Below are 26,348 nucleotides of genomic sequence, written 5' to 3' on the forward strand. Positions count from 1 at the left end.
ATTATCCCAACAGTTTACTTTAGCTGGTTGTACGGCTTGTGTACCAATATTATCCCAAGCACAAGTAGTGGTGTTGAATACAAAATTATCCCAACAGTTTAATTTGTTAGGTTTTGTAGGCGCAATATTTACTATTACTGTAACCGCTGTTCTTGCGCTTTCACATCCGTTTAATGTTTGGCTAGCATAATAAACTCCTGATACTAAGTTTTCTGTACCTAAATACAAACTTCCAGCTGTTGCTGCTGTATACCATTTTACAGCTGATCCTACAGCAACTAAATCACTTACTTTTTTTGCTTCAGCTGAGCAGAAAGTTTGACTTAAAGCTGTTGGAGGAATTGTTGTGATAGGCACAACATTTGCAATGTTGCTTTTTACAGCACAAGCGCCACCGATGGTAGCTAAAACATAATAGCCATTACCAGCAAGTAATGATGACCATACTAATGCTGAACCAGTTCCTGATTTAGAAGTTTGAACCGCCACATTACTTGAATTATATAATTGATAGGTCACTCCGTTTGCAGAAGTGGTAGAGGATATAGTACCGTTCCCTCCTTGAGAAATACAAATTGTACTTCCTGTTAAAACTAGAGCAGAAGGTAATGCAATAGGAGCAGTTGAAATACTAGCTGAATCATTAGCGTTGTTATTGTCTGGCTGACTACCAGTAGGAATACTGGCGTTATTTAAATAAATCCCACTAGCTTTTACAGTAGCAACAATTTTTAAGTTCTCTACTTGGGCATTATTTAAATCACCTATACTCCAAACTCCAGTTGTTGCATTATAGGTTCCAACTGAAGCAATAGAACTTACATATGTGTAACCTGTGGGTAATAAATCGTTAACAACTAACCCAGATGTGTTGTTAGGCCCTTTATTGGTTACATTTACAGTAAATTCAACATTGGAACCGACACACGGGGTAGGTAGATTAACTGTTTTTAACACTTCAAGATCAGTACATAAAGTAACGGTAACAGGCTTAGATTGTATTAAAGAACCGCAGGTCAAGGTAGACGCTAGTGAGTAGGAACCTGTTTGTGTGGCCGTATAGGTATTTGATGTAGCTCCCGAAATTGCAACTCCATTATAATACCACTGATAGGGAGCAAAACCGGATGGAGAAGTTAGTTGTGACGAATAATTCACACAACCACCTCCAGAAATATATGACATTGTTGGCTCATCAGGTTGCTGTGCAAAATTAGAAAAAAAACCAGCCATAGAGAAACCACCCCCTTGTTGCACAATTGAAACTGTTAATTTTGCAGTACTTTCTACTGAAATTATATTAGGGTTACCTATTTGGTCATTTTTGAAATTGATTATATACCATCCAGTAGTACCTAATTGGTATCTTGTCCCAGTGAGTGTTTCTATATTTGTACCATTCAAATTGACTATTGCAGTAGCATCATTCAATAGTACATAACCGAAATAAGGTAATGATTCAGGTTCAGTATCTGAATCATTATTTTTATCAGTAACATTACCCTTATCATCCACATAGTCTCTAAATTTATATGTTTCAATAAAATTAGAACCGCCACAAGCAGATACTGGTGCAATTACAGATATATCCACTTCGCACGATTGCGCTGTTCCAGAATAAACCGCTATGTTTTCTGTGGAGAAGATTCTGGAAGCAGTAAACTCTTTTCCTGACCCAGCAACGCCATTGACAAAAGTATGAAAATCGCCCGCATTTGTTAAAGTAACATTGGTGGTACCTGACAAAGCTCCAGTTATAGAATAGCTATTGATAGTTATAACAGTGTTGGACTTCGTGGCTACAATTGTAGTTTGCTCAGCTGTATCATTACCTTTTCCTTTTTGAATAAAGTATTCGACACCTAAAACAGCCTCGGGAGGAATTTGATCAAAAGTACCATCTCCGCAACCGCTTGGCTGATCAAGTCTGGCAGCTGTATTCATTACTGTTCCACTTGAGGATTCTACTAATGAGCCCATTGCTGCTTGAAACAAATAGCTTTGACCTGCATTCAATGTTGTTAACACAGTACCATTTAATTTTATTGTAGTACCATCATTAATGGCCATAATTGAATATGTAGGTTTTTCAGTTCCTGCTATATTTCCATTTCTATAATAACCTATCCTATATCTTATTCCGATACCCGCATCACCAAAACTAGTCAATGAAGCATTCCCTTTTATAAAGTTATCGTTCCCGTCAGTACCTAGTTCATCAGAAGCTACATTACGAAGATTAACAGATGTGGGCCCACTACTTGTAACAATTATACCTGCAGCATTAATAACGGTATTTAAACCATGAATAGGTAAAGAATTTGGTAGTCCACTAAATCGGTAAACGGCTGGAGCTCCTTTTGTAGCTGTTAAATTTGTGATAACAGTTCCATTACTTTTCTTTAAAGTAATATTTACTGTTGATGAGGAATTGGTTGCAATTACAATTTCATTTGCTTTGCTGAAGTATTGCCAGGGAGCGGGTGCTATGTAGTGATTTGTGAAGAATTGTGAATATACATTACAAGTCGATATTAGCAATAAAAGTAAGTAGCAATATTTTATAAATAAACTTGAATTCAGTTTGAAATTTTTTAAAGTAGAGTTTTTAATCATAAATAAATAGCGATTCAAATTTGTTCAAAAATGTTTTTTCTTGGGGGGGGGGTTAGCACATATTCAATAAAGTTAACTATATAAACACTTTACGTATAACACACAGAATAAAAGTATTTATACGTAGAACAAGTACTACAAAAAAAAATTATTAATAATGGCAAAATTAACAGTATTTTAGTCATAACATAATAATAATTAGAGTTTTAAGAAAAAAATCGATAAAATGCGTATTTATGTCGACGAAATGCATTTTTCAGTAAAAAAAAGGCTATGTTATCTGTTTTTACGCTATAAAAAAAATACAATAATTAATAAAATTTTTATTTATTGACAATTTATTCTTGTTAATTAAATAAAAGACATACTCACTAAATGCAACTTTATTTCTATAAATTAATAGGATTTAGTAACAAAAAGATCACATTACTCCAAAAAAAAATTACACGCAAAAAAAATGCATACATTCTTATTATAAATAAATTAGAGAGAAAAAGATAAAATCAGCACAAACCAAAGAATCCATTTAAAATACAAGAGACGAAGTATCCTTGTAGTTTTAAATAACCAATGCAGACACATTATTTTTCAAATAAAAGGAATGATTACAAAAAAAAAGGGGGAATACCCGCATGAATAAACCCCTCAAAAGGAAGATATTACCCCAACAATAAGACTGAAAAATGTCCTAAAAAGTAAAAATGTTTTACAAAATATAACGCTACATAGCATCAAGCTCTTCTTGGACAATTTCCCAATCTTCAAGAAGTTGATCTAAAGCCGCTTTTTTCTTATTATACGCTATAAAAAAATTAGCATCTTCGATATGCTTATCATAATTAGATGCCAACATTTTATCATCATGTTGAATATCGATTTCCAATTGCTTAATTTGACTTTCGATTTTGCTCAATCGATTGTGTAACGCTTTATTCTTTTTTTGATCTTCGTAGGAAGCTTTCGCTTTTGAATTATCTTTCGTAGCCGCCTGTTTTTCAACTTCTTTCTTCTCCACCTCACGCATGTTTTCTAAATTACGTTGCTCTAAGAAAAAATTAATATCACCAAGATATTCTTTTATTTTCTGATCTTTAAACTCATACACGATATTCGACATGCCTTGAAGAAAATCACGATCATGAGAAACTAATAACAAGGTGCCTCCAAATTTTTGCAAAGCCGCTTTCAAAACGTTTTTGGACTTGATGTCTAAATGATTCGTAGGCTCATCCATCAGAAGTACATTGATCGGTTGAAGCAACAATTTACATAACGCCAAACGGTTTCTTTCACCACCAGAAAGCACTTTTACTTTCTTTTCTACATCATCGCCTCTAAACAAAAAAGCACCCAACATATCGCGTACCTTCATACGATTGGTATCGGTGGCCGCGTTTTCCATGGTCTCTAAAAGCGTAATTTCGCCATCTAAATACTCGGCTTGATTTTGAGCAAAATAGCCCAATTGCACGTTATGTCCTAACTTTATCGAGCCCTTATATTCAAATTCATTTACTATTGCTTTGATAAAGGTAGATTTGCCTTGGCCATTTTGTCCTACAAAAGCAATTTTACTTCCTCTTTCTACCAATAAGTTAATATCTTTCAAAATTGTGGAATCCCCATAGGATTTCGAAACCATTTCAGCCTCTATGACAACTTTTCCAGGTTCTTTTGAAACGGGAAAAGTAATACTCATCACTGAGTTATCATCTTCATCTACCTCAATTCGCTCTACTTTGTCCAACTTTTTGATTAAAGATTGAGCCATCGATGCTTTTGAGGCTTTTGCTCTAAATTTTTCAATCAATTTCTCCGTCTCTTCGATTTTTTTAGCTTGATTTTTTTGGGTAGCCAACTGTTTTTCACGGATTTCATGACGCAATTCAAGATATTGAGAATAAGGCTTATTAAAATCATAGGCCTTACCTAATGAAATCTCAATGGTTCTGTTTGTTACATTATCTAAAAACATTTTATCATGAGAAACAATAACAACCACTCCTGGGAAATTTCTCAAAAAACCTTCCAACCAAATGATACTTTCAATATCCAAGTGATTGGTTGGCTCATCTAATAAAAGAATATCATTCGACTGAAGCAATAATTTTGCGAGTTCAATTCGCATTCTCCACCCCCCCGAAAAAGTATCCGTTTGATTATCAAAAACCTCTCGTTTAAAACCAAGACCTAAAAGAATTTTTTCCGTATCCCCCACATAATTATAGCCTCCTAAAAGTTCAAAACGATGCGTATAATCCGATAAGTCTTCGATGATTTGACCATAAGCTTCACTTTCATAATCGGTACGAGTAACCAACTGATGATTAATTTCCTCTAGTTTTTTTTCAACAATTTTAATTTCTGTAAAGGCTTCATAAGCCTCTTCAAGTACCGTTCTTCCAGCTTCAAAATCAATATCTTGTCGCAAAAAACCCATTCTCACTTCCTTTTCTTGAGCAATACTTCCGGAATCAGGTGCAAAATCACGAGCTAAAATTTTGAGCATGGTAGATTTGCCAGCACCATTTTTACCTACAAGACCTACTCGATCTCCCGCTCCTAATCGAAATGTGACTTCTTCAAACAAATATGACCCACCAAATGAAACTGATAAATTGTGTATATTAAGCATAGATTGTGACTAATGTTACTGAGGTAGCAATCTAAAATTGTACCTTTGTTAAAAATTTTTGCAAATGTTAAAAAAAGGATCCAAACTAAATAGCATTTTAACAGGAACTTGTCCGAAATGTCAAAATGAAAGCATGTATGAAGACAAGAACCCCCTTAATATAAGTAAAGTATTAAAAATGAATGAGAATTGCAGTCATTGTGGCTTGCGCTATCAAATAGAGCCTTCCTTTTTTTATGGAGCTATGTATGTAAGTTATGCCTTAAATGTCGCCTTTGGAATAGCTGCATTTATAGTATCTTATATTTTCTTTTCTACTTCCATTAAAACGTCTTTTTTAGTAATTCTCGGCACTTTGATCTTTCTGTTCCCATGGGTGCTACGTTGGTCAAGAAACATATACATTAATTTCTTTGTAAGTTATAATCCAAATTTAAAAGAAAATAAAAATTAGCCTAAGTACTTTTTTTGAAATCGCCTCCAATTAATTTCAAAAGGTAATGGCACTTGTTTTTCAATAAGATCAAAAAGAGCTTTAGCCATGGAAGGACTCAACATAACCCCTCGAGTACCCAGACCATTTAGCACATGTAATTGAGGATACATATGATGCGTCCCCACTAACGGTCTGCGATCACGCACCGTGGGCCTAACTCCAGCAAAATGGGAAACAATTTCGAAATCGCAATGAATAATCTCTGCAATTCGTTCCATTAACTCTTTTTTTCCCTCGTCCGTAGGCAATGCCGTTTTATCTTTCCAATTGTAAGTGGCTCCAACTTTAAAATAGCCATCACCAAGAGGTAAAATAAAAACGCTAGTATTAAGGATCACATCAATTTTTAACAACGGCGCCTTAATAATAAACAACTCTCCTTTTGTACCATCCAAAGGAAGAAAATTAAAAAAAGGGTTTTCATGCAGACCAAAGCCTTCAGCAAAAATTAAATGCCTAGCTTGTATCCCATGATATTCAACTCCGGAAGAAGTCAATTGTATGTCTTTATATTGAAAATCTTCAACAAGCAAAAGGTTCTGAGCATTTAAATATGTTCTGTAAGATTGCAACAAAAGAGCTGTATCCACGTATCCTGTTTGCAGTACTTCCCCAAAACCAAACGGAGACTGTATCCCCGAATAGTGCTCAAATCTTAGAGATGTAGATAAAAATGGGGCTAAATTTTTTTTATCAGCCGCTAAAAACCAATTGTTTTGCTCTTCAATAGAAGAAAATTTTCTCAATATTGCCATGCTATGGTCAACATTTATATCGATTCTCTTTTGTATAGATTGATAAAACAAACGCATTTCTTCCAATTGCTCAGCCGCATTCCATACTTCACTGAAACGTTTCAAAATTACAGGATTATAGAGTCCACCCGCTATTTGTGACGAATTTTGAGAGTTGTTTTCAAAGACAACAATATTTTTATCCTTCGCAAGGGCCAATTCGGCGAACGATATTCCTGCCAAACCAGCACCAACAATTATATAATCAATCATACTATAACATTAATTAATGAAACAAAAAAACTCTTACCATTATAGTAAGAGTTTTAATTACTGTACATTCTAAATTAGTAATTCCACATATCTTGTTCGAAATTTCTAATTTTTTCCTTAATCCTTTCTGATTCTAACAATTGGTTTTGTGAATTATCCTTCATATAATCTTCAATGGCTCTATCTCCGTATACATTTTCTTCCTTGTAAACTACGCCATTAAACCTTCTAGAATTCAAGATTTGATCGAACGAAATAGGCATAGAGGAATTTTTTTCATTGAAAGCTTTTGCTTCATGTAGCACTTCTCTTGCCGCAGGAAAAAAGACCCAAAATAACTCAATATAATCCTTTTCCTCATTATTCATAGTGAAAACATCAGGAGTCACAGGACAAATACCAAGTAATCTATATTTCAACTCGCTCTGACGTTTATCAAAATACCAAAAACCTTTGATTTTGTATTGCGTTACATCTTGTGCAGTCAAATCATTTTTGATCATGTATTCCAAAGGAATAGTTTTAGTAGGCCCAACTGTTTCCTCTACGTAAGAAACCTTTTTGTTTTTTCCTGTACCAGTTACCACTTTTTTCTTAACCATTCTAGATCTATAAGCATCTGGATCCTGATTGATCAACTCACGACCGGCATCTGTCGTATCTACTCTTGAAAGCGAAGACTGAATGTCTTTCAGTGACTTTTTGGTATTAAAATAACTATCGGTATACACTTCAGTAATTTTACCAGATTTCATAGCTTTAGTTAGAACATCATACAATGAACGTCGGTCTTGTCCAATGTTAGCAGTATCAATGGGAAAATATAGTGGGAAGTTGATTTTTTCGCTCAAATCAACGATTTCCCAAGTTGTTTTCCCCATTAAAATATCACGATCATGCACATAACCATAGGCCAAAGGCTTGTCGTTATCCGAAATACGCTGAGCAGGAGTTTTAAGTCCAATTTCGCTAGGTGTTTTCGCATTCAAAAGGTTGGATTGTGCAACCCCTGAAAATTTAGCAGTAAAAGCAACAATAACTACTAAAAAAAATCTTACATTCATCATGGTGTCCTTATAAAAATTAAGTAATTCTTTGATTACTATTATTGTATTTCAAAAATTACTGGCGCCGTTCTTGGTAATAAATAACTACCCGCTCCTACTAATTTTGTTTTAATTTCTGAGATAGTTACCTGATCTCCTCTTCCTGCTTTAGATAATGCTGCTACACATTGTCCATTCATTTTGTTACCAGCAACTTGGATTGTAGGCTGTCCTGCGATTTTAAAATTAAATCCTACCACATCTAAACCTACTTCAAAGTCAAAGTCTACTAATTTCGCTCCAATAGTCGCTACTTGTAAATTAGATTTTGGTCCTTTAACTACACCCATTTCTCCTCTAATTGTACCTGCTGGACCAGGAATACCTTTAATACGATATACCTTTTTATCACTAGCTACTTTCCCGTCTGCCATTTTTCCTGAAACATTAATTACTACTTCAGTACCAGAACCTGGACTCATGTTGTATTTTCCGTTTCCAACTTTAGTCAAACCTGGAGCTGACGCAGTTACATCTTTATCAGAAATACCAGCAAAAGAAATAGACATTGGGTTTACTACACCACGATATACTACGTTCATTTTATCTGCAGAAATTGTAGCAGAATTTGGTCTTGGAACCACAACATATTTTCCTGCAAATTTCAATGGAATTGTTTTACCATCTTCCAAGAATGTAAATTGACCATTAATATTTTGTTCACCAACTCCTCCTGCAGTAAGTGAAATAACCGCTTGACCATTTTCTAATCTTCCCGGCCCTTGGAAAGATGTTGGCTTTGTGTTTTCATCATAACGACCTAAAACAACTTTACCTTTTACATTTTCTCCTTGAAAATAAGCATTTTTTTCTAAAACAACTATAGCTTGATAGTTACTGTAAGAAGCTGCTTGAACAGCTGCTTTTCCTAAGGCTGAATTGTAAACATCTGTTTCCGCCTTCTTAACATCAGATTGCCAAGCTGATAACTTAGCTAATGAAGCAACTGCAGGAAAACCTTTAAAGTGGTAGGATAAAAACTTAATTGCTACGCCTTCTTTATCTTTTACATCTGCAACACTAAATTTGCTATCAATTTCACTAACAATAGCAGCATACTTTTTATCGGTACCTAAAGCTGCTTTCATATCGGCTTTGTATTTTTCTATACTTGAAATGATTTCTTTCCCTTTTGCCGTATAGCCTTCACCAGTAAACCAATTGTCGATATTGTCTCCTTTATCCATATTTTCATACGGAAGTTTTCCTGTAGATTCATCTGAAGTGAATCCCTTAAGAACTTGATCTTTTAATGTTGCAATGTAAGCCTCAAAATTTTTCGAAATTGCCTCTACTTTGTGTGCTGTTTGAGCAGCAATTGCAAATTCACCTTTAGCCTCTGCGGCTTTAGTATCAATAGCAAGCAAAAGAGATTGATTATTTTGAGTTGAAGCGGTATTTGCGCTTTCAAATTTTTCATTCATTAATCCAAAAGCAGATAATACTTCTTTGGACATGTTCATTGCTAACATCGCGATGAAAACCAGATACATCAGGTTGATCATCTTCTGTCTAGGGGTTAATTTTCCTCCTGCCATTTTTTCTTAAATAATTAGTTTAATAAATAATAATTGTAGTTTAAAACTAATTATCCTTTGTTGTTCATTGCAGAAAGCATACCACCGTAAACATTGTTTAGAGAAGCGATATTAGCAGTCATTGACGCCATTTGTTCCTTTAATTTTCCAGCATTTTCAGCGATTTCTTTGTTTGCTTCAGCATTTCTAGAAGCACTTTCTAATTGCACTTTGTATAAACTATTCAAAGACTCCATTTGTGCAGCAGCCATTGAAAGCTCTTCACTGTATTTTTTAGTAGAAGCAATAGAATCAACCGTTGGAGAAATAGCTTTCGCAGCACCTTCAAAATTTTTGATACTATTCCCTAAGCTTGACATTAATTCAGAGTCAATTTTAGCTTCTTTTAACATGGCATCCAATTTTTGAGACAAAATTCCTTGCGCGTCAACTTTTTCTTCTTTTTTAACTTGAGTTTTAGCTTGACCATTAGCTAATTCAGGATAAACCAAAGTCCAATCCAATTCGTCTTCTACTGGTTCAAAAGCTGATAAAGCAAAAATACCCGCTTCCACTAAAAGACCAATTGACAACATCAAGGTTCCTGTTAATGGTCCTAATTCAAAGTGAGTAATTTTGAATAATGCTCCAATAATTACTACTGCCGCTCCCATACCGTAAGCGAAATTCATTGTTTTTTTGCTTAATAATGCCATAATAATTTGTTTTTAGGTTAATTTATAATAATTAGATGATTGGGTTTCGTGTTTATTTTTTTCTTTTAGTTCCTGTGGCTTGAGTTCCCATATAATCTTGAACCGTTCTAAAGCCGATAAAACTTCTTGCTGAGTCAGCGTATTCAAAATCTCTAGTACTTACTTGTAGGAAATAAGCAACATCTTTCCAAGAACCTCCTCGAACTACTTTTCGTTTATTAGAAGCGTCAGAAACGTTTGGATTCATAGTAGATACATATTCAAAACCATTAGGATCATAAGCATCATTCGTCCATTCTGAAACGTTACCTGCCATGTTATAGAGATTATAGCCATTAGGTTCATAAGATTTGGCTTCTACTGTATATAAAGCATTGTCTGCTGCGTAGTCACCTCGGCTTGGTTTAAAATTAGCCAAGAAACAACCTCTGTCATTTTTAGTGTAAGGTCCACCCCAAGGGTAAGTAGCTGATTCAAGGCCTCCTCTTGCAGAATATTCCCATTCTGCTTCCGTAGGTAAGCGGAAAGAATTCACTAACTCACGTCCTTTTTGTTTGGATTTAATGTAGGTATTTTTATTTTGGGTTCTCCAAGCACAAAACGCTTTAGCTTGTGTCCATTTTACACCTACTACAGGATATTCTCCATACGCTTTATGCCAAAAATAATCATTATGCATTGGCTCATTATATGAATAAGAATAATCTTTAATCCAAACAGTTGTGTCCGGATACACACTAATTTCTTCGGTTTTGATAAAATCTTTTCTAGACCCATTTTTAGCTTTAGCGGCTGCTTGAATATCCATCCAAGTATATTTGTATTTTAGTTTGTTCACATCTATTGTTCTTAGACCGTTGTAGGTTTGGTCTATAGGCAAATACATGGAATCCATAACCTCAGCATAATATTCATCAGGATATTTTTTGGTATCCTTAATCAATTTTACTTTGCGATTCAATTTTCTTGTAGCGTATGGATCGGTTTCTGTTCCAACACTATAGTAATTGTCATACATATACTTATCATACGCTGTCATCTTTGCTGGGTCAGCATCGTTAAATGCAAAATCAGAGATGCTGCCTGCATTTTTACCTTTGCCATCTGCTGGTTTTTGTCCATTCATATCCGCAAGAATCGCTAAACGAACCCTAATAGTGGAATCTTTTACCCATTCTACAAAAGAACGGTATTCACTATTCGTAATTTCGGTTTCGTCCATGTAAAAGGAACGTACTGTGACTGTTTTGGTTGGTGCATCATCGACAGCAGCAATATCATTATCTGATTTACCCATAATAAAAGAACCTCCTGGAACTAATGTCATTCCATAAGGTTTTTCAGGGTGCCACTTACCGCCTTTAACACCTACTAATTCTCCTTTGTCGCTTGATTTTCCACAGCCGATCAACAGAGTTAATAAAGACGTAAAAACAATGATTTTCTTCATATAAATTTGGGGGTTAACTATTCAATTAATTAAGGCCGTAAACCTATTTAATATTTTTTAAATAAACAATTTTTACTACTAACAAATACTTAAAATTTTAATATACTTTTAAACACTGTTTTTTCGCTGTGCCTTCCACCATCGTTCAGGCAACTCTTGATTACAAGCCGATAAGTATTCCTCATAAGAACAGGGTAACAACGTATTTCTTTTTAATTTATTATTACCATTGGTTAAAAAAGGAATTTCTATCCACCAACGATCTGTTTTGTTACTTTTATAAAAAACCAACTCTTCTTCTTCTAAAGGCACTATATACCTGAGATAGTTGTCTTTAGTCCCAAAAGGATACTCTCCGGAACGAAATTGATATCCTTCAATAAAATACCATACAATTTGTGCGATTAATCCTGACTCCTGGGGTGTACAAGAATGATTAAAAACACCCAACATAGATACTTTATCACTAATTCCGGCATAGCGAGATAAAGAACAGATTTCTTTTCCATTAAATCCATTGGGTTCAAAACAATTAAAATTCCCTGAATCCGAGGACTTCACTACCGTTAAATCAAGGCTAACCAAATCAGCATCTCTAAATACTGGCTCAGCTAAAGCGATATTATTAGCGATTTCCCCTAATCGATACGCATCAAAGAATAATTTTTCGATGATATCAATCTCTTCCTGAGAATTATAATAGGTTTGATACCCAATATTACAGTAGTTAAATAAATTATTAGGCGAATCAATAACCATTTTGGTCAAATAGGAATTACTAGACAAACCATCTGTTTCTTTTCCAAAATCAAATTTATTATCAATAGCTACCAAATTCACCATTTGTTCTAATTCATCATAAGCTCTATACAAAGCATAGGTCAAGTCTTGAGACCCTCCGATAACAATGGGCACTATGCCTTTTCTAATTAAACTAGAAGTTACTTTTTTTAACGCAAAATAGGTGTCTGAAGCCGTATTTCCCGGTAAAATATCTCCCAAATCAGCTATCTGCATACTCCAATTTCCATTATAGAGACTGCAAATCGCTTTACGAACGGGTTTTAGATCCACTTTTATAGTGCTATTTTTATCCCCACGATTCTCAAGAACACCAATCAAAGCAATTTTAACATCGTTCAAATCAGGAAAAAAATCCTCAGTATGTAACGCGATAGTTCCTCCTATTTCATGTGAAGACAACTCACTACAAAAAGTAACGATTTCATTAGGTACCGGAACAAGAAAATCAAACTCCATGGCTTATTTTTTTTTGGCTACTGTTTTTTTGGTGGCGGTTGTTTTCTTTGCTGCTGTCTTTTTTGCAGGCGCTTTTTTAGCAGGTGTTTTCTTGGCTATCATTTCCTGAACTTCAGTTAAAGTCAGTTTAGACGCATCGACATCTTTACTTAATTCGATTTTTATTTTTCCTTTAGTAATAACCGAACGACCCCAGCGTGCTTTTTCTACTAAAATCCCTTCGCTTTCCCAATTGTGAATGACTTTATCAATATTCTTTTGCAATTTATCCTCAATTAAAAACTCAATATCTGCTTGAGATAAGTTATCAAAATCAAATTTTTTAGAGACATTGATAAAAATGCCATTCCATTTGATAAAAGGACCAAATCTTCCGGTTCCTTTTTGCACACTTTCTCCCTTATAAACAGCAATAGGTGCATCAGCTAGCGCTTTTTCATCGATCAATTCTTGGGCACGAGTCAACGAAACATCTAGAGGATCTTCACCTCTTGGTAAGGAAATAAAAACTGCTCCGTGTCGAACATATGGTCCAAAACGACCATTGCTTACCTCTACTTCTTCACCTTTATAAGAGCCTAAATTTTTGGGTAATAAAAATAAATTCAGCGCTTCTTCTAACGTAATATTTCCAATATTTTGCTCGTTACGTAAACTGGCAAATTTTTTATCCTCATCTTCCGCATCTCCAATTTGAGCCATTGGACCAAATTTACCCAAACGAACCGAGACAGGTTTACCAGTAGCAGGATCTGTGCCTAAAATACGCTCTCCGCTTTCTCTATCGGCATTGGCTTCTACGTCTTTTACTGTTGGATGAAATTTATCATAGAACTCTTGCATCATTTGCGCCCATTCAATGTTGCCTTCAGCAATCTCATCAAAATCTTGTTCTACTTTGGCCGTAAAATGATAATCTAAAATAGAACCAAAATTTTTCACCAAGAAATCGGTAACTATAGTTCCAATATCTGTTGGTACTAATTTTCCTTTGTCGGATCCGGTGTTTTCTTTTAGAAGTTTTTCAGCTATTTTTCCTGCTTGAAGCGTTAGTTGTGTATAATTACGCTCTTGCCCTTCTAGCGTTCCTTTTTCTACGTAGTTTCTGTTAATAATTGTAGAAATTGTTGGCGCATAAGTAGACGGACGACCAATACCAAGTTCCTCTAATTTCTTCACCAAAGAAGCCTCTGTATATCTTGCAGCAGGTCGAGAATAACGTTCCGTTGCAGTAATGAATGAGTTGGCCAATGGCTCATTTACTTTCAAAGCAGGCAACATTCCTTCTTGTTCTTCCTCGTCATCATCATGACCTTCTAAGTAAACTTTAAGAAAACCTTCAAAAAGCAACACTTCGCCCGAAGCCACAAAAACTTCACTGTGATTATTTGCTTCAATTTTCACATTGGTACGCTCTAATTCGGCATCACTCATTTGAGAAGCCAAGGTTCTTTTCCAAATCAAATCGTACAAACGTGCTTGGTCTCTATCTACATTTACGGTATGCAAAGACATATCTGTTGGACGAATCGCCTCGTGTGCTTCTTGTGCTCCTTTGCTTTTATTAGCAAAAGTTCGTGGCTTAGAAAATTCCTTTCCGTAAGATTTTATAATTTCGGCTTGAGCCGCTTCCATCGCTTCTTTAGACAGATTTACACTGTCCGTTCTCATATAAGTGATCAATCCCGCCTCATACAAACGTTGTGCTAACTGCATGGTAATTCCAACGGGCAAATACAATTTACGAGCCGCTTCTTGTTGTAAAGTTGAAGTCGTAAAAGGCGCGGTAGGTGATTTTTTTGTGGGTTTGGTTTCTAAATCGGAAACCTTATATAAGGAGTTAGTGTTTTTATTTAAAAAATCTTGCGCTTCCTCTTTGGTAGCAAAATTTTTAGGCAATTTGGCTTTTACTGTTTTTCCCGCTTCGTTAGTAAACTCGGCAACAACTGAATAACTAGCTATAGGTTTGAAATTCTGAATTTCTCTTTCACGCTCAACAATCAAACGAACTGAAACCGATTGTACCCGTCCGGCCGAGAGTCCTCCTTTGATTTTTCTCCATAGGACAGGTGACAACTCGTACCCTACTAATCGGTCTAAAACACGACGAGCCTGCTGCGCATTCACTAAATTATAATCAATCTCACGAGGATTATCAATGGCTTTTAGTATGGCATTCTTAGTAATTTCATGAAAAACAATTCGTTTGGTTTTTTTAGCATCTAATTTTAACTCTTCTGCTAAATGCCAAGAAATAGCTTCTCCCTCTCGGTCCTCATCGCTTGCTAACCAAACCATTTCTGCATTCTTAGAAAGTGTTCTTAGTTTACTCACCAAAGCCTTTTTGTCCGAAGAAACTTCATACTTGGGTTTAAATCCATTTGCAACATCTACTCCTATTTCTTTGGAAGGCAAGTCGGCAATATGACCATAACTTGACTCCACTTGAAACTCACTTCCTAGAAATTTTTCGATTGTTTTGGCCTTTGCAGGTGACTCCACTATAACTAAATTCTTTGCCATATCCCATTTGTTTATGTCGGCAAAAGTATAGGATTTTTTTAAATTTTATGTTTATTGCAGTTTAAAAGTATGATTTAAACCAAATGACTCTTGTTCAAAATCACGTAAAAACAGTCTTTTTTTCATTGTCTTGATACTAAAATCATCTTTCAATGACAATCTTACGGTCAAATTGCAAGCAAACAAAGAATATCATAATTTTCAAACAAAGTAAATATCCATTAGTGCTCCACAAGTCAAAAGGCGGATAAAAAGTGTTAAATCTAAGCCTGCCATCTTGTCATATTTGCTAAATTTCACTTATATTTGCGCTTTTAAAACACCCATGGAAAAGATTATTGAAGAAAGCAAACAAGGCGAAAGTCTCGTTTTAGAAAACAAACCCGAAAACACCAAAAAACTTTTCATAGAAAGTTACGGTTGTGCTATGAATTTTTCAGATAGCGAAGTCGTTGCGTCTATTTTATCAAGTAACGGCTATAATACTACTCAAAAATTAGAAGAAGCTGACTTGGTTTTAGTCAATACTTGCTCTATTAGAGACAAAGCTGAACAAACCATTCGCAAGCGTTTGGAAAAATATAATGCCGTAAAACGCATTAATCCAAAAATGAAAGTGGGCGTTCTAGGCTGCATGGCGGAAAGGTTGAAAAGTCAATTTTTAGAAGAAGAAAAAATAGTGGATTTGGTAGTTGGTCCCGATGCCTATAAAGATTTACCCAATTTATTAAACGAAGTAGAAGAAGGTCGTGATGCTATTAACGTCATTCTTTCAAAAGAAGAAACCTACGGTGACATTTCTCCCGTTCGTTTAATGACCAACGGTGTTAGTGCTTTGGTCTCTATCACTAGAGGATGTGACAATATGTGTACCTTTTGCGTAGTGCCCTTTACTCGTGGCCGTGAACGTAGTCGTGACCCTCAGAGTATCCTAAATGAAATTAATGATTTATGGAATAACGGTTACAAAGAAGTAACACTTTTGGGGCAAAATGTTGATAGTTATTTATGGTACGGAGGCGGATTGAAGAAGGATTTTGTCAATGCTTCTGAAATGCAAAAAGCCACTGCCGTTGATTTTGATCAATTACTCGAAAGGGTAGCTTTGGGCTTTCCAAAAATGAGAATTCGTTTTTCGACTTCCAATCCCCAAGACATGCACGAAAGCATTTTACATGTTATAGCAAAATATCCTAATATTTGCAACCATATTCATTTACCTGTTCAATCCGGAAGCAACCGAATTCTGAAAGAAATGAATCGCTTACATACTCGTGAAGAGTACATGGCATTGATTGATAAGATTAACGCTATTATTCCCAATTGTGCCATTTCACAAGACATGATTGCAGGTTTTCCTACCGAAACTGAGCAGGATCATCAAGACACGCTGAGCTTGATGGAATATGTAAAATACAATTTTGGCTACATGTATTCCTATTCAGAACGTCCCGGAACATTAGCAGGAAGAAAAATGGAAGACGACGTTCCAGAAGAAACCAAAGCTCGAAGACTGCAAGAAATTGTAGACTTGCAACAAAAACATGCTTGGTACAGAAGCGAGGAATTCATTGGAAAAACGGTTGAAGTTTTAGTTGAAAAAATCTCGAAAAAATCAACAGAAGAGTTTTCAGGAAGAAATTCGCAAAGCATTACTGTTGTTTTTCCTAAAGAGCACTATAAAATTGGTGATTTTGTAAATGTAAAAATCACAAGTTGCACTAGCGGTACTTTAAAAGGAGAAGCAGTAGGATGGAGTGAGATGAATTAATAAAAGTTTAATAGTTTAAAATCGTTCCCCAAAACAATTGTAAACCGTTTAAACCTTTAAACAAAATGATATGGAAACAGTTCAAGCTATAAAACAACGATTTGAAATTATTGGGAATGACCCAAAACTCAATCGTGCCATCGAAAAAGCGATCCAAGTGGCTCCAACAGATATTTCAGTTTTGGTTTCTGGCGAAAGTGGTGTAGGTAAAGAAAATATTCCAAAAATTATTCATTCCCTTTCTCATAGAAAACACGGAAAATACATTGCCGTAAACTGCGGTGCCATCCCTGAAGGAACTATTGATAGCGAACTATTCGGTCACGAAAAAGGAGCATTTACTGGCGCAACGAACACCCGAGAAGGCTATTTTGAAGTAGCCGATGGAGGAACTATATTTTTAGACGAAGTTGGAGAACTTCCTCTAACCACTCAGGTACGTTTATTACGTATTCTTGAAAATGGAGAATTCCTTAAAGTAGGTTCTTCGCAAGTACAAAAAACCAATGTTCGTATTGTAGCCGCGACTAATGTCAACCTTTTTGACGCCATCGAAAAAGGAAAATTCAGAGAAGATCTATACTATCGTTTAAGTACGGTAGATATTACGTTGCCTCCTCTTCGCGATCGCAAAGACGACATTCATTTATTATTTAGAAAATTTGCTGCCGATTTTGCACACAAATACAAAATGCCTCCCTTAAAATTAGATGAAAGTGCCATTCAAGTACTCCAAAAATTTCGATGGAACGGAAATATACGACAGTTAAGAAACGTTGCTGAACAAATTTCAGTTTTAGAAACCAATCGAGATATTAACGCAACCACTTTGCAATCTTATTTACCATTAGAAAGCAGCAATTTACCCTCGGTAATTAAAGACAAGAAAAACGAAAGTGATTTTAATACCGAAAGAGAGATTTTATACAAAGTCCTTTTTGATATGAAAAGTGATTTGCATGATTTGAAGAAACTAACTTTAGAATTAATGCAAAACGGAAGTTCAAAAGTGCAAGAAACCAATCAAAATTTGATTCAAAAAATTTATGGTTCAAAATCAGATAGTGAAATTGAATATGAAGAAGAACCAAGAACCGCTGTAATTACGACTCAAAATATTGACAATAATTATCAAGAACCTGAGGAAAACTATCTTTTTGCCGAAACGATTGAAGAAGAAGAAATCCTCAAACTAGAACAAAAAGAAATTGAATTGATTAAAAAGTCGTTAGAGAAAAACAAAGGAAAACGAAAGGCTGCCGCTGATGAATTAGGTATTTCAGAACGTACTTTGTATCGAAAAATCAAACAATTTGATTTATAGTTGCCGGTTAAATTACATTAAAAAAAACAGATTACTAAACACCAATAGTGAATTTTTCACTTTCGATTTTATGAAAAAAATACTTTTTTTAACTTCCCTATTAAGTTTACTGCTACTCAACAGTTGCGGTGTCTACAACTTTACTGGCTCTGGAAAAATTGACGCCAAAACCTTTCAAGTGAATTTTTTCCAAAACAATGCAGAATTGATAGAACCTGGAATAGACCGAACATTTACTTTGCAATTGCAAGATTTGATTCAGAATCAAACCAACTTAAACTTAGTAAAAAATGGTGGTGATCTTGTATATGATGGAGAAATTACAGACTACAGAGTGAGCCCTATGACTGCTACTGCTGATCAAAAAGCGGCACAAAACCGTTTAAAAATAAGAGTACGGGTCAATTTCACTAACAAAAATAAAGAAACCGATAACTTCGATAAATCCTTCGAATTCTTCTATGATTATCCTGCCGACCAACAATTAACAGGTGGCACTCTAAATAGTGCATTGAAAGAAATTTTTGATCGAATTTCCCAAGATATTTTTAATGAATCATTAGCCAAATGGTAATTCAATTTAATTCTTATATTGCAATCCCATGAACGTCACCGATTATACCTTTTTATTAAACAAACCAGAAACCATTAATGGTGTTTACACGGATGCTTTGAGTAATGTATTGCATGAATTTCCTTATTTCCAAAGCGCTAGAGCCTTACGTTTAAAGGGATTATACAACCAAAACAGTTTTAAATACAATTTTGCACTCAAAGTAACCGCCGCACATACCACGGATCGTTCGGTTTTGTTTGATTTTATAACCACAGAACAATTCACAACCATTCAGAATGATTTTTATGATCATAAAAATTCTGAATTAATGAATATTGAGGTCGTAGACTCAGAAATTGTACCTGCAAAAACCCCTCAAGAACAACTTCAAAAAGCGATAGAACAATCGATTCTAACTTCAATTAAAGAGGCCAATTTATCCAAAGAGCAAATTCTTCTTGAGGAAAAGCACTTTGAATCGACTACCATACTAGAACAACCCATCGATTTTTCTAACAAAGAAAAACATTCGTTTCAAGAATGGCTCAAGTTGTCTAGAGTACAGCCCATCGACAGAAATAAATCCCCAAAAGAAAAACCATTTGAGGAGGCTATCGAAGAAGAACGGAAGAAAAAAGCGGCTATTATTGACAAGTTCATAGAAACCAATCCAAAAATAGCGCCAATAAAAGCAAGTGCAACTCCAGCACCACAATTCGAACTTAACGCTTCAGACAATACACACTTGATGACAGAAACGTTAGCTAAGGTGTATTTGGCACAAAAGAAATATCAAAAAGCAATCCAAGCCTATGAAATATTAATTTTGAAATATCCAGAAAAAAGTAGTTTCTTTGCAGACCATATTACAGAAATAAAATTTTTACAAAATAACAATAATTAAACAATGAGCACATTTTCAATTTTTTTAGTTTTAATAACTATAGTTTGTTTTTTACTAATCGTAGTAATCATGGTTCAAAACCCTAAAGGTGGCGGATTATCATCAACAATAGGTGGATCACAAATGTTAGGTGGTGTTCAAAAAACTACCGACTTTTTAGATAAAAGTACTTGGACATTGGCTACTATTTTAATCGCCTTAATTTTGCTATCAAGCTTGAGTTTCACTGGATCAATGAGTGATTCAGATTCAAAAATTATCGAAAAAACGCAAACTGTAGCACCCCAAACTACGCCAGCTCCAGCTACGCCTGAAGCACCAGTTAAAAAATAACAAACAAGAGATAAAAAGTAATGCCAGCCTGTCAAAGCTGGCATTTTTTTTAGGAAAAAGTGTCAGTTTTACAAGGATGGCATAATTTCTGAAATTCTGTAAATCGATTTATAAATAATTCAAATTAAAATTTAAAACCATGGCATTAAACATTAAACCCCTATCGGACAGAGTACTAATTGAACCTGTTGCCGCTGAAACCAAAACAGCTTCAGGGATTTTTATTCCTGATACCGCGAAAGAAAAACCACAAAAAGGAACCGTAATTGCTGTTGGTAACGGTACAAAAGATCACGCAATGACAGTAAAAATTGGCGATACCGTGCTTTATGGAAAATATGCAGGTACAGAATTAAAATTAGAAGGAACCGATTATTTGATTATGCGCGAGGATGACATTCTTGCAATTATCTAAAAACACGAACAAATTCAATTAGGTACGGACAAGTCGCGACTTGTCCCTTCAAATTAAAAAAATAAAAAAATGGCAAAAGATATAAAATTTGATATAGAAGCACGTGACGGTTTAAAACGTGGTGTAGATGCATTGGCTAATGCAGTAAAAGTAACACTTGGTCCAAAAGGACGTAATGTTATTATTGGAAAATCATTTGGTGGACCAAACGTAACCAAAGATGGGGTAACGGTAGCTAAAGAAATCGAATTGAAAGACCCATTAGAAAATATGGGAGCGCAAATGGTAAAAGAAGTAGCTTCAAAAACCAACGATTTAGCTGGCGATGGTACTACTACGGCAACTGTTTTAGCACAAGCCATCGTGAAAGAAGGTTTAAAAAACGTAGCCGCTGGAGCCAATCCAATGGATTTAAAAAGAGGTATCGATAAAGCTGTTGAAGCTATTGTTGCCGACTTAGCAAAACAAGCTAAAGTAGTAGGAAGTGATTCTGAAAAAATCAAGCAAATTGCTTCTATTTCTGCCAACAATGACGAAGTTATTGGTGAATTAATCGCTACTGCTTTCGCTAAAGTAGGAAAAGAAGGTGTAATCACCGTTGAAGAAGCAAAAGGAACAGAAACGTTTGTTGATGTTGTTGAAGGAATGCAATTTGACAGAGGCTATTTATCTCCATATTTCGTAACCAATCCAGAAAAAATGGAGGCTGAGTTAGAGAACCCGTACATCCTTTTATACGACAAAAAAGTTTCTTCATTAAAAGAATTATTGCCTGTTTTAGAACCGGTAGCACAATCAGGAAAACCTTTATTGATTATTGCAGAAGATGTTGATGGTGAAGCTTTATCAACATTGGTAGTAAACAAATTACGTGGTGCCTTAAAAATTGCTGCTGTAAAAGCACCTGGTTTTGGAGATAGAAGAAAAGCAATGTTAGAAGATATCGCTATCTTAACTGGAGGAACTGTAATCTCTGAAGAAAGAGGCTACACTCTAGAAAACACAACCATCGATATGTTAGGAACTGCTAACAGAGTGACTATCGATAAAGACAACACTACTATTGTAAATGGTGCTGGAGATCCTGAATTGATCAAAAACCGTGTGAACCAAATCAAAGGTCAAATGGAAACTACGACTTCTGATTATGATAAGGAAAAACTACAAGAGCGTTTAGCTAAACTAGCTGGCGGTGTTGCCGTTCTTTATGTAGGTGCTGCTTCTGAAGTAGAGATGAAAGAGAAAAAAGACAGAGTTGATGATGCTTTACATGCCACTCGTGCTGCTGTTGAAGAAGGTATTGTTGCTGGTGGTGGTGTTGCTTTATTGAGAGCTAAAAATGTATTAATCACGCTAAAAGCAGACAACGCAGATGAAGCTACTGGTATCCAAATCGTTTCTCGTGCGGTAGAAGCTCCTTTGAGAACTATTGTAGAAAACGCAGGATTAGAAGGTTCTGTTGTAGTAGCCAAAGTGGCTGAGGGTACTGGAGATTTTGGCTACAATGCCAAAACTGACGAATATACTGATATGTTAAAAGCAGGTATTATTGATCCTAAAAAAGTAACTCGTGTAGCTTTAGAAAACGCAGCTTCTGTTTCAGGGATGATCTTAACTACAGAATGTGCTTTAATAGATATTAAGGAAGATGCTCCTGCCGGCGGAATGCCAATGGGAGGCGGAATGCCTGGAATGATGTAATAAGCATTAAAATCCAAAACAAAAAATCCAAACTCCAAATTTGGACCATAAAAAAAATCCGAAGTTTTCAACGCTTCGGATTTTTTTATTTTGTATCACAATTCACTAATCCAAAAAAAACAATCAATAAGGACTAATCACTATTCACTAAGTAGTATTGATTAAATCATTCCGGTTGTTTCTTCAACATTTTCATAAAAACAGGAAACGTAGAAATTAGAATAATTCCAATCACAATAAACTCTATATGTTTCTTTAAATCGATTCCGTATTTTAGAAAAACACCATACAAATAATGTCCCGCAAAAATCAAAACAAACGACCACATGAAAGAACTTAAAAGATTGTAAAACATGAATTTCTTTTTATCCATAGAAACAATACCTGCCACTATCGGTGCAAACGTTCTAAAAATTGGCAAAAATCTAGCATAAATAATCGCTTTGCCACCATACTTCTCGAAGAAATCTTTAGATTGTAGTAAATATTTTTTCTTGAACCAAAACGTATCTTCTTTCTTAAATAAATAATACCCACTTTTCGCGCCAAACCAATAACCAACGGTATTTCCCAAAATACCAGCAATGGCAACCATAATAGATAAAAAAGTTACATTGATAAAGTCGCTTTCTACTACAAAGAGACTTTCAACTAAATCACGACTATAAATTCCTGAAAGAAATAGCAAACTATCTCCCGGAAGAAAAAAACCTGCAAAAAGTCCTGTTTCTGCAAACACAATAAACAAAACGACATACAAACCGATTTGAACACCACCCACACTTAAAGTGATATAAAACTCAGGATTTAATAATTGGGTCCATTCAAAAGTATTCATATGCAGGCGTAGATTTGGATTTATAAGTCGTGAAATTAAGGATTTTTTAACAAAGTGACAAAACAAACCCGTATTTTAAAATTTTATTAACGATTTCAAAAGAAAACACCCAAAACAATAGCGTCTTGGGTGTTCCTTATTTTTATTCTATCCGTTCATACATACAACAACCGTGAAGGCGATCATAATCCTCTTTGGTTGCTTTGACCTCATCAGAATCGTGTCCTACTTTGGCTACGGCTTTTTTCACCGCCAAGGGGATGCATTTCTCTTCATTGATAATCAGACTCAATTGATGGGAGTCAATATCCCAAACCGCTGATTTTACTCCTTCTACAGACAATGCTGCTTTTTGAATGCGTTTTTGACACATCCCACAATTTCCATTGACTTCAAATACAATTTTGGCATTTTTATTTTTCTCTTGTGCTTGTGTGGTGAATCCCACCAAAGCCATCACGATAATAATTACTAATTTTTTCATGTTTTTTTTAGTTGACTAGTTAAGGTTATTTAATTTTAAATCGTAAGCCCGCATAATACATTTGACCAAAAATGGGCGCATAAACTATAGAGGCATCAAAAGTGGGTCCAAATGGATTCTCCGATCCTAAAATTGCTTTAGATTGTTTGTAATTCCCAATATTCTCGCCACCTACATATACTTCAAAGGTAGAAGAAAAAACGCGGGTAATTTGTGTATTGATCAAACTATAAGCAGGAGAAAAATCAAACAAACGATCCGCCACAGGATTCGAAGCCGTTACTGGTAATTGTTGCTTTCCAAGCCAATTATAAGTGGCATCAAAACGCCATTGACCTCCTTTTTCAGAACGATGCGTTTCATATTCAAGATTTGCAAAAAATCGATGCTTCGCTTGTAAAGGCCTTTGATAAACTCCAGATAAATACTCCGTCTGAATATCATAATATTTGTAAGCCGTTCGCAAATTAAGGTTATGCACCAACTCATAATTAAATTCAACTTGCAAACTATTAGCAAACGATTTGCCATTTAAATTATAAAACAACACCTCTTGAGGCGATTGCATCACATCTACCACAACTTGATTTTGAAAATCGGTTCTGTAAAAATCTACCCCAGCATCAGCATTTCTTCCAAACAATTGAAATTTTTGATTAAAACTTACGCCGTAATTCCAAGCAATTTCTGGATTTAAGCCATAGATTTTTCCATCGGTATCCAATACAGAAAGCACTCTTGAACTAGCAAACAAAGACTGATTTTCAGCAAAAATATTAGCCGCCCGCTTCCCTCTACCTGCCGAAAAACGAAGCACCGATTTTTCCCAAGGGTTATAACGAAGATGCAAACGAGGCGTTACAAAAGTCCCCAATCGATTGTGATTATCAACTCTTCCGCCCAAAACCAAACTGAAATTATCGTCGTTATCATACGTATATTCAAAAAAAGCACCAATCGAATTATCGATTCTTCCGTAATCTTTTACTCCTACAAACTCCTTATAATTGTCGTACGCAAAGTTAATTCCTGTTGCAAACTTATGTTTCGTATTGTTAATGATAGAGTTAAAAATCAAATTCGAATAAAAGCTACTTTGCTTAATATCGTACAAATTCAAACCATAATACGAGTTTTGATCATGCAACGTAAAAGCATTTTGAAAACCAATACTTTGAAACGGCATATCTTTGAAGACATAGCCCACTTTCGTTGCCAAATCCAATCGTTGCGTATTGATTTCAGAACCCCATTTATTGATCGTTCCCTTGTCTTTTTCAGCATCAAAATCAACCTCGCCCGATTGCTTTTTATCATTCATATACCTGAAATTGATAAAACTCACTAACCCTTTATCAGCATCATAATATTGGTACCGATTCATCACATTAATTTGCTTTGCCAACGGATTATCCATAAAACCATCCTTATTCTGGTCCATTTTAGACACACGAGTGTTACCATGAAGAAACAAACTACTACTCCATTTTTGAGACAATTGCGTATTAAAATGCGTATTCAACTCAAATCTAGAGTCAGAAGAACCGTAGGCATTCAAAAAGAAAGGAATATCATTAATGGGCTTAATCAATTCGGTGTTTATTTGTCCCGAAATACTCTCATACCCATTCACCACGCTTCCCGCGCCTTTGGTAATTTGAATACTTTCAACCCACGTTCCCGGAGTAAACGACAAGCCATACGCTTGCGAGGCACCACGAACAGATGGCACATTTTCTTCGGTAATCATCAGGTACGGACTCGTCAAACCTAACATTTTGATTTGTTTCGTGCCCGTCAAAGCATCCGAAAAATTAACATCAATTGATGGATTCGTCTCGAAACTCTCGGCCAAATTACAGCAAGCTGCTTTAAGCAACTCTTTACTAGTTACCAATGTAGTATTTGCGGTAACGGTATAGGATTTTTGTAATCCTTTTCTTTTTTTGGTGATTTTTACTTCCTCTAGATTTTCTTGTGAAAAAACTGGAATTGAAAGCAAAAGCAACCCCAAAAACACTATATTTTTTTGCATTATTTATTCTGAATTGTGTCGTCGTTTCAATACAATCTGGGCGTGACCCCATTTAGTCAAGGGGGCAATTCAGCAACGTGTTATTCGCCCCCTTGCCTAAATGCGGTCGGACTATACGCGCTACTTCGGTAGCCAGCTGCTATCCCTCACGCAAAACTCCTATAATAAGAAGTTTCGCACTCAAACGACAACGGTTTATAAAATTTTCAAGAAATTAAATAAACAAAAATCAGGCGTAAAAAATGTATTGATGGTATAATTGGTAGAGCGGAGGCGCATTAATAGCGACATAAAAATCGTTGACTACCGCTTTTGGAAAATGAAGTATTCTAGTATAAACTAGAACTTGTTGAACAGGTACTAAGAATGGAGTAAAAATGTCAAATAACACAATTTTTACAGTCGCATTATCTGACTTTTTCTCAAAATGAACCACTTTATCTTTACAGCAAGAATCTTTTTCGACAACTGCTGTTTTCTCACAACAGCCATCTGGCTCTGTCAAAGATAAAAGTTCTGAATGCAAACTTATCGCAGCAATAGAGTCGCCACAATAATGCACATTAAAAGCCATACCTATATTGGAAACCAATAATAGGAGTACCAAAAATAAACTAGTGCTCTTTTTTGCATTCATGACACAAAACTAATTCATTTCAGT

20 protein-coding genes and 1 pseudogene are annotated in these 26,348 nt (G+C 35.3%); 8 read left to right on the forward strand and 13 right to left on the reverse strand.

The features are described 5' to 3' along the window. Together ACSVH7_RS14620 and ACSVH7_RS14625 are read right to left on the reverse strand one after the other, a co-directional pair. Positions 1 to 2,616: pseudogene (locus ACSVH7_RS14620) on the reverse strand (hypothetical protein); the annotation flags it as partial. Positions 2,617 to 3,337: 721 nt separating this feature from the next. Next, positions 3,338 to 5,251 (reverse strand): ABC-F family ATP-binding cassette domain-containing protein, encoded by a 1,914-nt coding sequence (locus ACSVH7_RS14625; RefSeq protein WP_438067428.1) that lies wholly within the window; start codon positions 5,249 to 5,251, stop codon positions 3,338 to 3,340. Positions 5,252 to 5,315: 64 nt separating this feature from the next. On the opposite strand from ACSVH7_RS14625, the gene ACSVH7_RS14630 reads away from it, so the two are divergent. Beyond that, complete coding sequence (locus ACSVH7_RS14630; RefSeq protein WP_438067429.1) at positions 5,316 to 5,705, forward strand: DUF983 domain-containing protein; 390 nt, start codon at positions 5,316 to 5,318, stop codon at positions 5,703 to 5,705. Here ACSVH7_RS14630 and ACSVH7_RS14635 read toward each other — a convergent pair. From ACSVH7_RS14635 to topA, 7 genes are all read right to left on the reverse strand, one after another. Beyond that, positions 5,702 to 6,754 carry an NAD(P)/FAD-dependent oxidoreductase gene (locus tag ACSVH7_RS14635; RefSeq protein ID WP_438067430.1) on the reverse strand — a complete coding sequence of 351 codons (1,053 nt, stop codon included), beginning with the start codon at positions 6,752 to 6,754 and terminating at the stop codon, positions 5,702 to 5,704. The two genes, ACSVH7_RS14630 and ACSVH7_RS14635, sit on opposite strands and share 4 nt — an antisense overlap. A gap of 74 nt (positions 6,755 to 6,828) precedes the next feature. Then, positions 6,829 to 7,818, reverse strand: coding sequence for a gliding motility protein GldN (gldN, locus tag ACSVH7_RS14640; RefSeq protein WP_438067464.1), 990 nt, complete (start codon positions 7,816 to 7,818; stop codon positions 6,829 to 6,831). Between the two features lie 41 nt (positions 7,819 to 7,859). Next, the gene (gene gldM / locus ACSVH7_RS14645; protein WP_438067431.1) at positions 7,860 to 9,398 is read right to left on the reverse strand and encodes a gliding motility protein GldM; all 1,539 of its coding nucleotides are present in this window, start codon (positions 9,396 to 9,398) and stop codon (positions 7,860 to 7,862) included. A gap of 50 nt (positions 9,399 to 9,448) precedes the next feature. After that, on the reverse strand, positions 9,449 to 10,093 hold the full coding sequence (gene gldL / locus ACSVH7_RS14650) for a gliding motility protein GldL (protein ID WP_438067432.1): 645 nt from the start codon (positions 10,091 to 10,093) through the stop codon (positions 9,449 to 9,451). Positions 10,094 to 10,145: 52 nt separating this feature from the next. Next, positions 10,146 to 11,543, reverse strand: a complete 1,398-nt coding sequence (gene gldK / locus ACSVH7_RS14655; protein WP_438067433.1) for a gliding motility lipoprotein GldK — start codon at positions 11,541 to 11,543, stop codon at positions 10,146 to 10,148. Between the two features lie 108 nt (positions 11,544 to 11,651). Next, on the reverse strand, positions 11,652 to 12,803 hold the full coding sequence (locus tag ACSVH7_RS14660; protein ID WP_438067434.1) for a formimidoylglutamase: 1,152 nt from the start codon (positions 12,801 to 12,803) through the stop codon (positions 11,652 to 11,654). A 3-nt stretch (positions 12,804 to 12,806) separates the two neighbouring features. After that, a complete protein-coding gene (gene topA / locus ACSVH7_RS14665) occupies positions 12,807 to 15,326 on the reverse strand; it encodes a type I DNA topoisomerase (RefSeq protein ID WP_438067435.1) in 2,520 nt (839 codons plus the stop codon). Positions 15,327 to 15,651: 325 nt separating this feature from the next. Here topA and miaB point away from each other — a divergent pair, with 325 nt between their 5' ends. From miaB to groL, 7 genes are all read left to right on the forward strand, one after another. Further along, on the forward strand, positions 15,652 to 17,097 hold the full coding sequence (gene miaB / locus ACSVH7_RS14670) for a tRNA (N6-isopentenyl adenosine(37)-C2)-methylthiotransferase MiaB (protein ID WP_438067436.1): 1,446 nt from the start codon (positions 15,652 to 15,654) through the stop codon (positions 17,095 to 17,097). 70 nt (positions 17,098 to 17,167) lie between these two features. Beyond that, positions 17,168 to 18,421 (forward strand): sigma 54-interacting transcriptional regulator, encoded by a 1,254-nt coding sequence (locus tag ACSVH7_RS14675; protein ID WP_438067437.1) that lies wholly within the window; start codon positions 17,168 to 17,170, stop codon positions 18,419 to 18,421. A gap of 70 nt (positions 18,422 to 18,491) precedes the next feature. Continuing rightward, a complete protein-coding gene (locus tag ACSVH7_RS14680) occupies positions 18,492 to 18,995 on the forward strand; it encodes an LptE family protein (protein ID WP_438067438.1) in 504 nt (167 codons plus the stop codon). A 28-nt stretch (positions 18,996 to 19,023) separates the two neighbouring features. Beyond that, complete coding sequence (locus tag ACSVH7_RS14685) at positions 19,024 to 19,881, forward strand: tetratricopeptide repeat protein (RefSeq protein WP_438067439.1); 858 nt, start codon at positions 19,024 to 19,026, stop codon at positions 19,879 to 19,881. Between the two features lie 3 nt (positions 19,882 to 19,884). Continuing rightward, positions 19,885 to 20,214, forward strand: coding sequence for a preprotein translocase subunit SecG (secG, locus tag ACSVH7_RS14690; RefSeq protein ID WP_438067440.1), 330 nt, complete (start codon positions 19,885 to 19,887; stop codon positions 20,212 to 20,214). 139 nt (positions 20,215 to 20,353) lie between these two features. Continuing rightward, positions 20,354 to 20,629 carry a co-chaperone GroES gene (locus tag ACSVH7_RS14695; protein WP_298294851.1) on the forward strand — a complete coding sequence of 92 codons (276 nt, stop codon included), beginning with the start codon at positions 20,354 to 20,356 and terminating at the stop codon, positions 20,627 to 20,629. 69 nt (positions 20,630 to 20,698) lie between these two features. Continuing rightward, entirely contained in the window at positions 20,699 to 22,330 is a 1,632-nt protein-coding gene (gene groL, locus ACSVH7_RS14700) for a chaperonin GroEL (RefSeq protein WP_438067441.1), read from the forward strand. Positions 22,331 to 22,496: 166 nt separating this feature from the next. On the opposite strand, the gene ACSVH7_RS14705 is transcribed toward groL, so the two are convergent. The 4 genes from ACSVH7_RS14705 to ACSVH7_RS14720 form a co-directional block, all read right to left on the reverse strand. After that, the gene (locus ACSVH7_RS14705) at positions 22,497 to 23,168 is read right to left on the reverse strand and encodes a DedA family protein (protein WP_438067442.1); all 672 of its coding nucleotides are present in this window, start codon (positions 23,166 to 23,168) and stop codon (positions 22,497 to 22,499) included. A 142-nt stretch (positions 23,169 to 23,310) separates the two neighbouring features. Continuing rightward, the gene (locus ACSVH7_RS14710; protein WP_438067443.1) at positions 23,311 to 23,652 is read right to left on the reverse strand and encodes a heavy-metal-associated domain-containing protein; all 342 of its coding nucleotides are present in this window, start codon (positions 23,650 to 23,652) and stop codon (positions 23,311 to 23,313) included. Between the two features lie 25 nt (positions 23,653 to 23,677). Beyond that, a complete protein-coding gene (locus ACSVH7_RS14715; RefSeq protein ID WP_438067444.1) occupies positions 23,678 to 25,687 on the reverse strand; it encodes a TonB-dependent receptor plug domain-containing protein in 2,010 nt (669 codons plus the stop codon). Positions 25,688 to 25,916: 229 nt separating this feature from the next. Next, a complete protein-coding gene (locus tag ACSVH7_RS14720; RefSeq protein ID WP_438067445.1) occupies positions 25,917 to 26,324 on the reverse strand; it encodes an HYC_CC_PP family protein in 408 nt (135 codons plus the stop codon). Positions 26,325 to 26,348 lie beyond the last annotated feature (24 nt).

It is taken from the genome of Flavobacterium sp. TSSA_36 (assembly GCF_051547165.1).
GTDB lineage: Bacteria > Bacteroidota > Bacteroidia > Flavobacteriales > Flavobacteriaceae > Flavobacterium.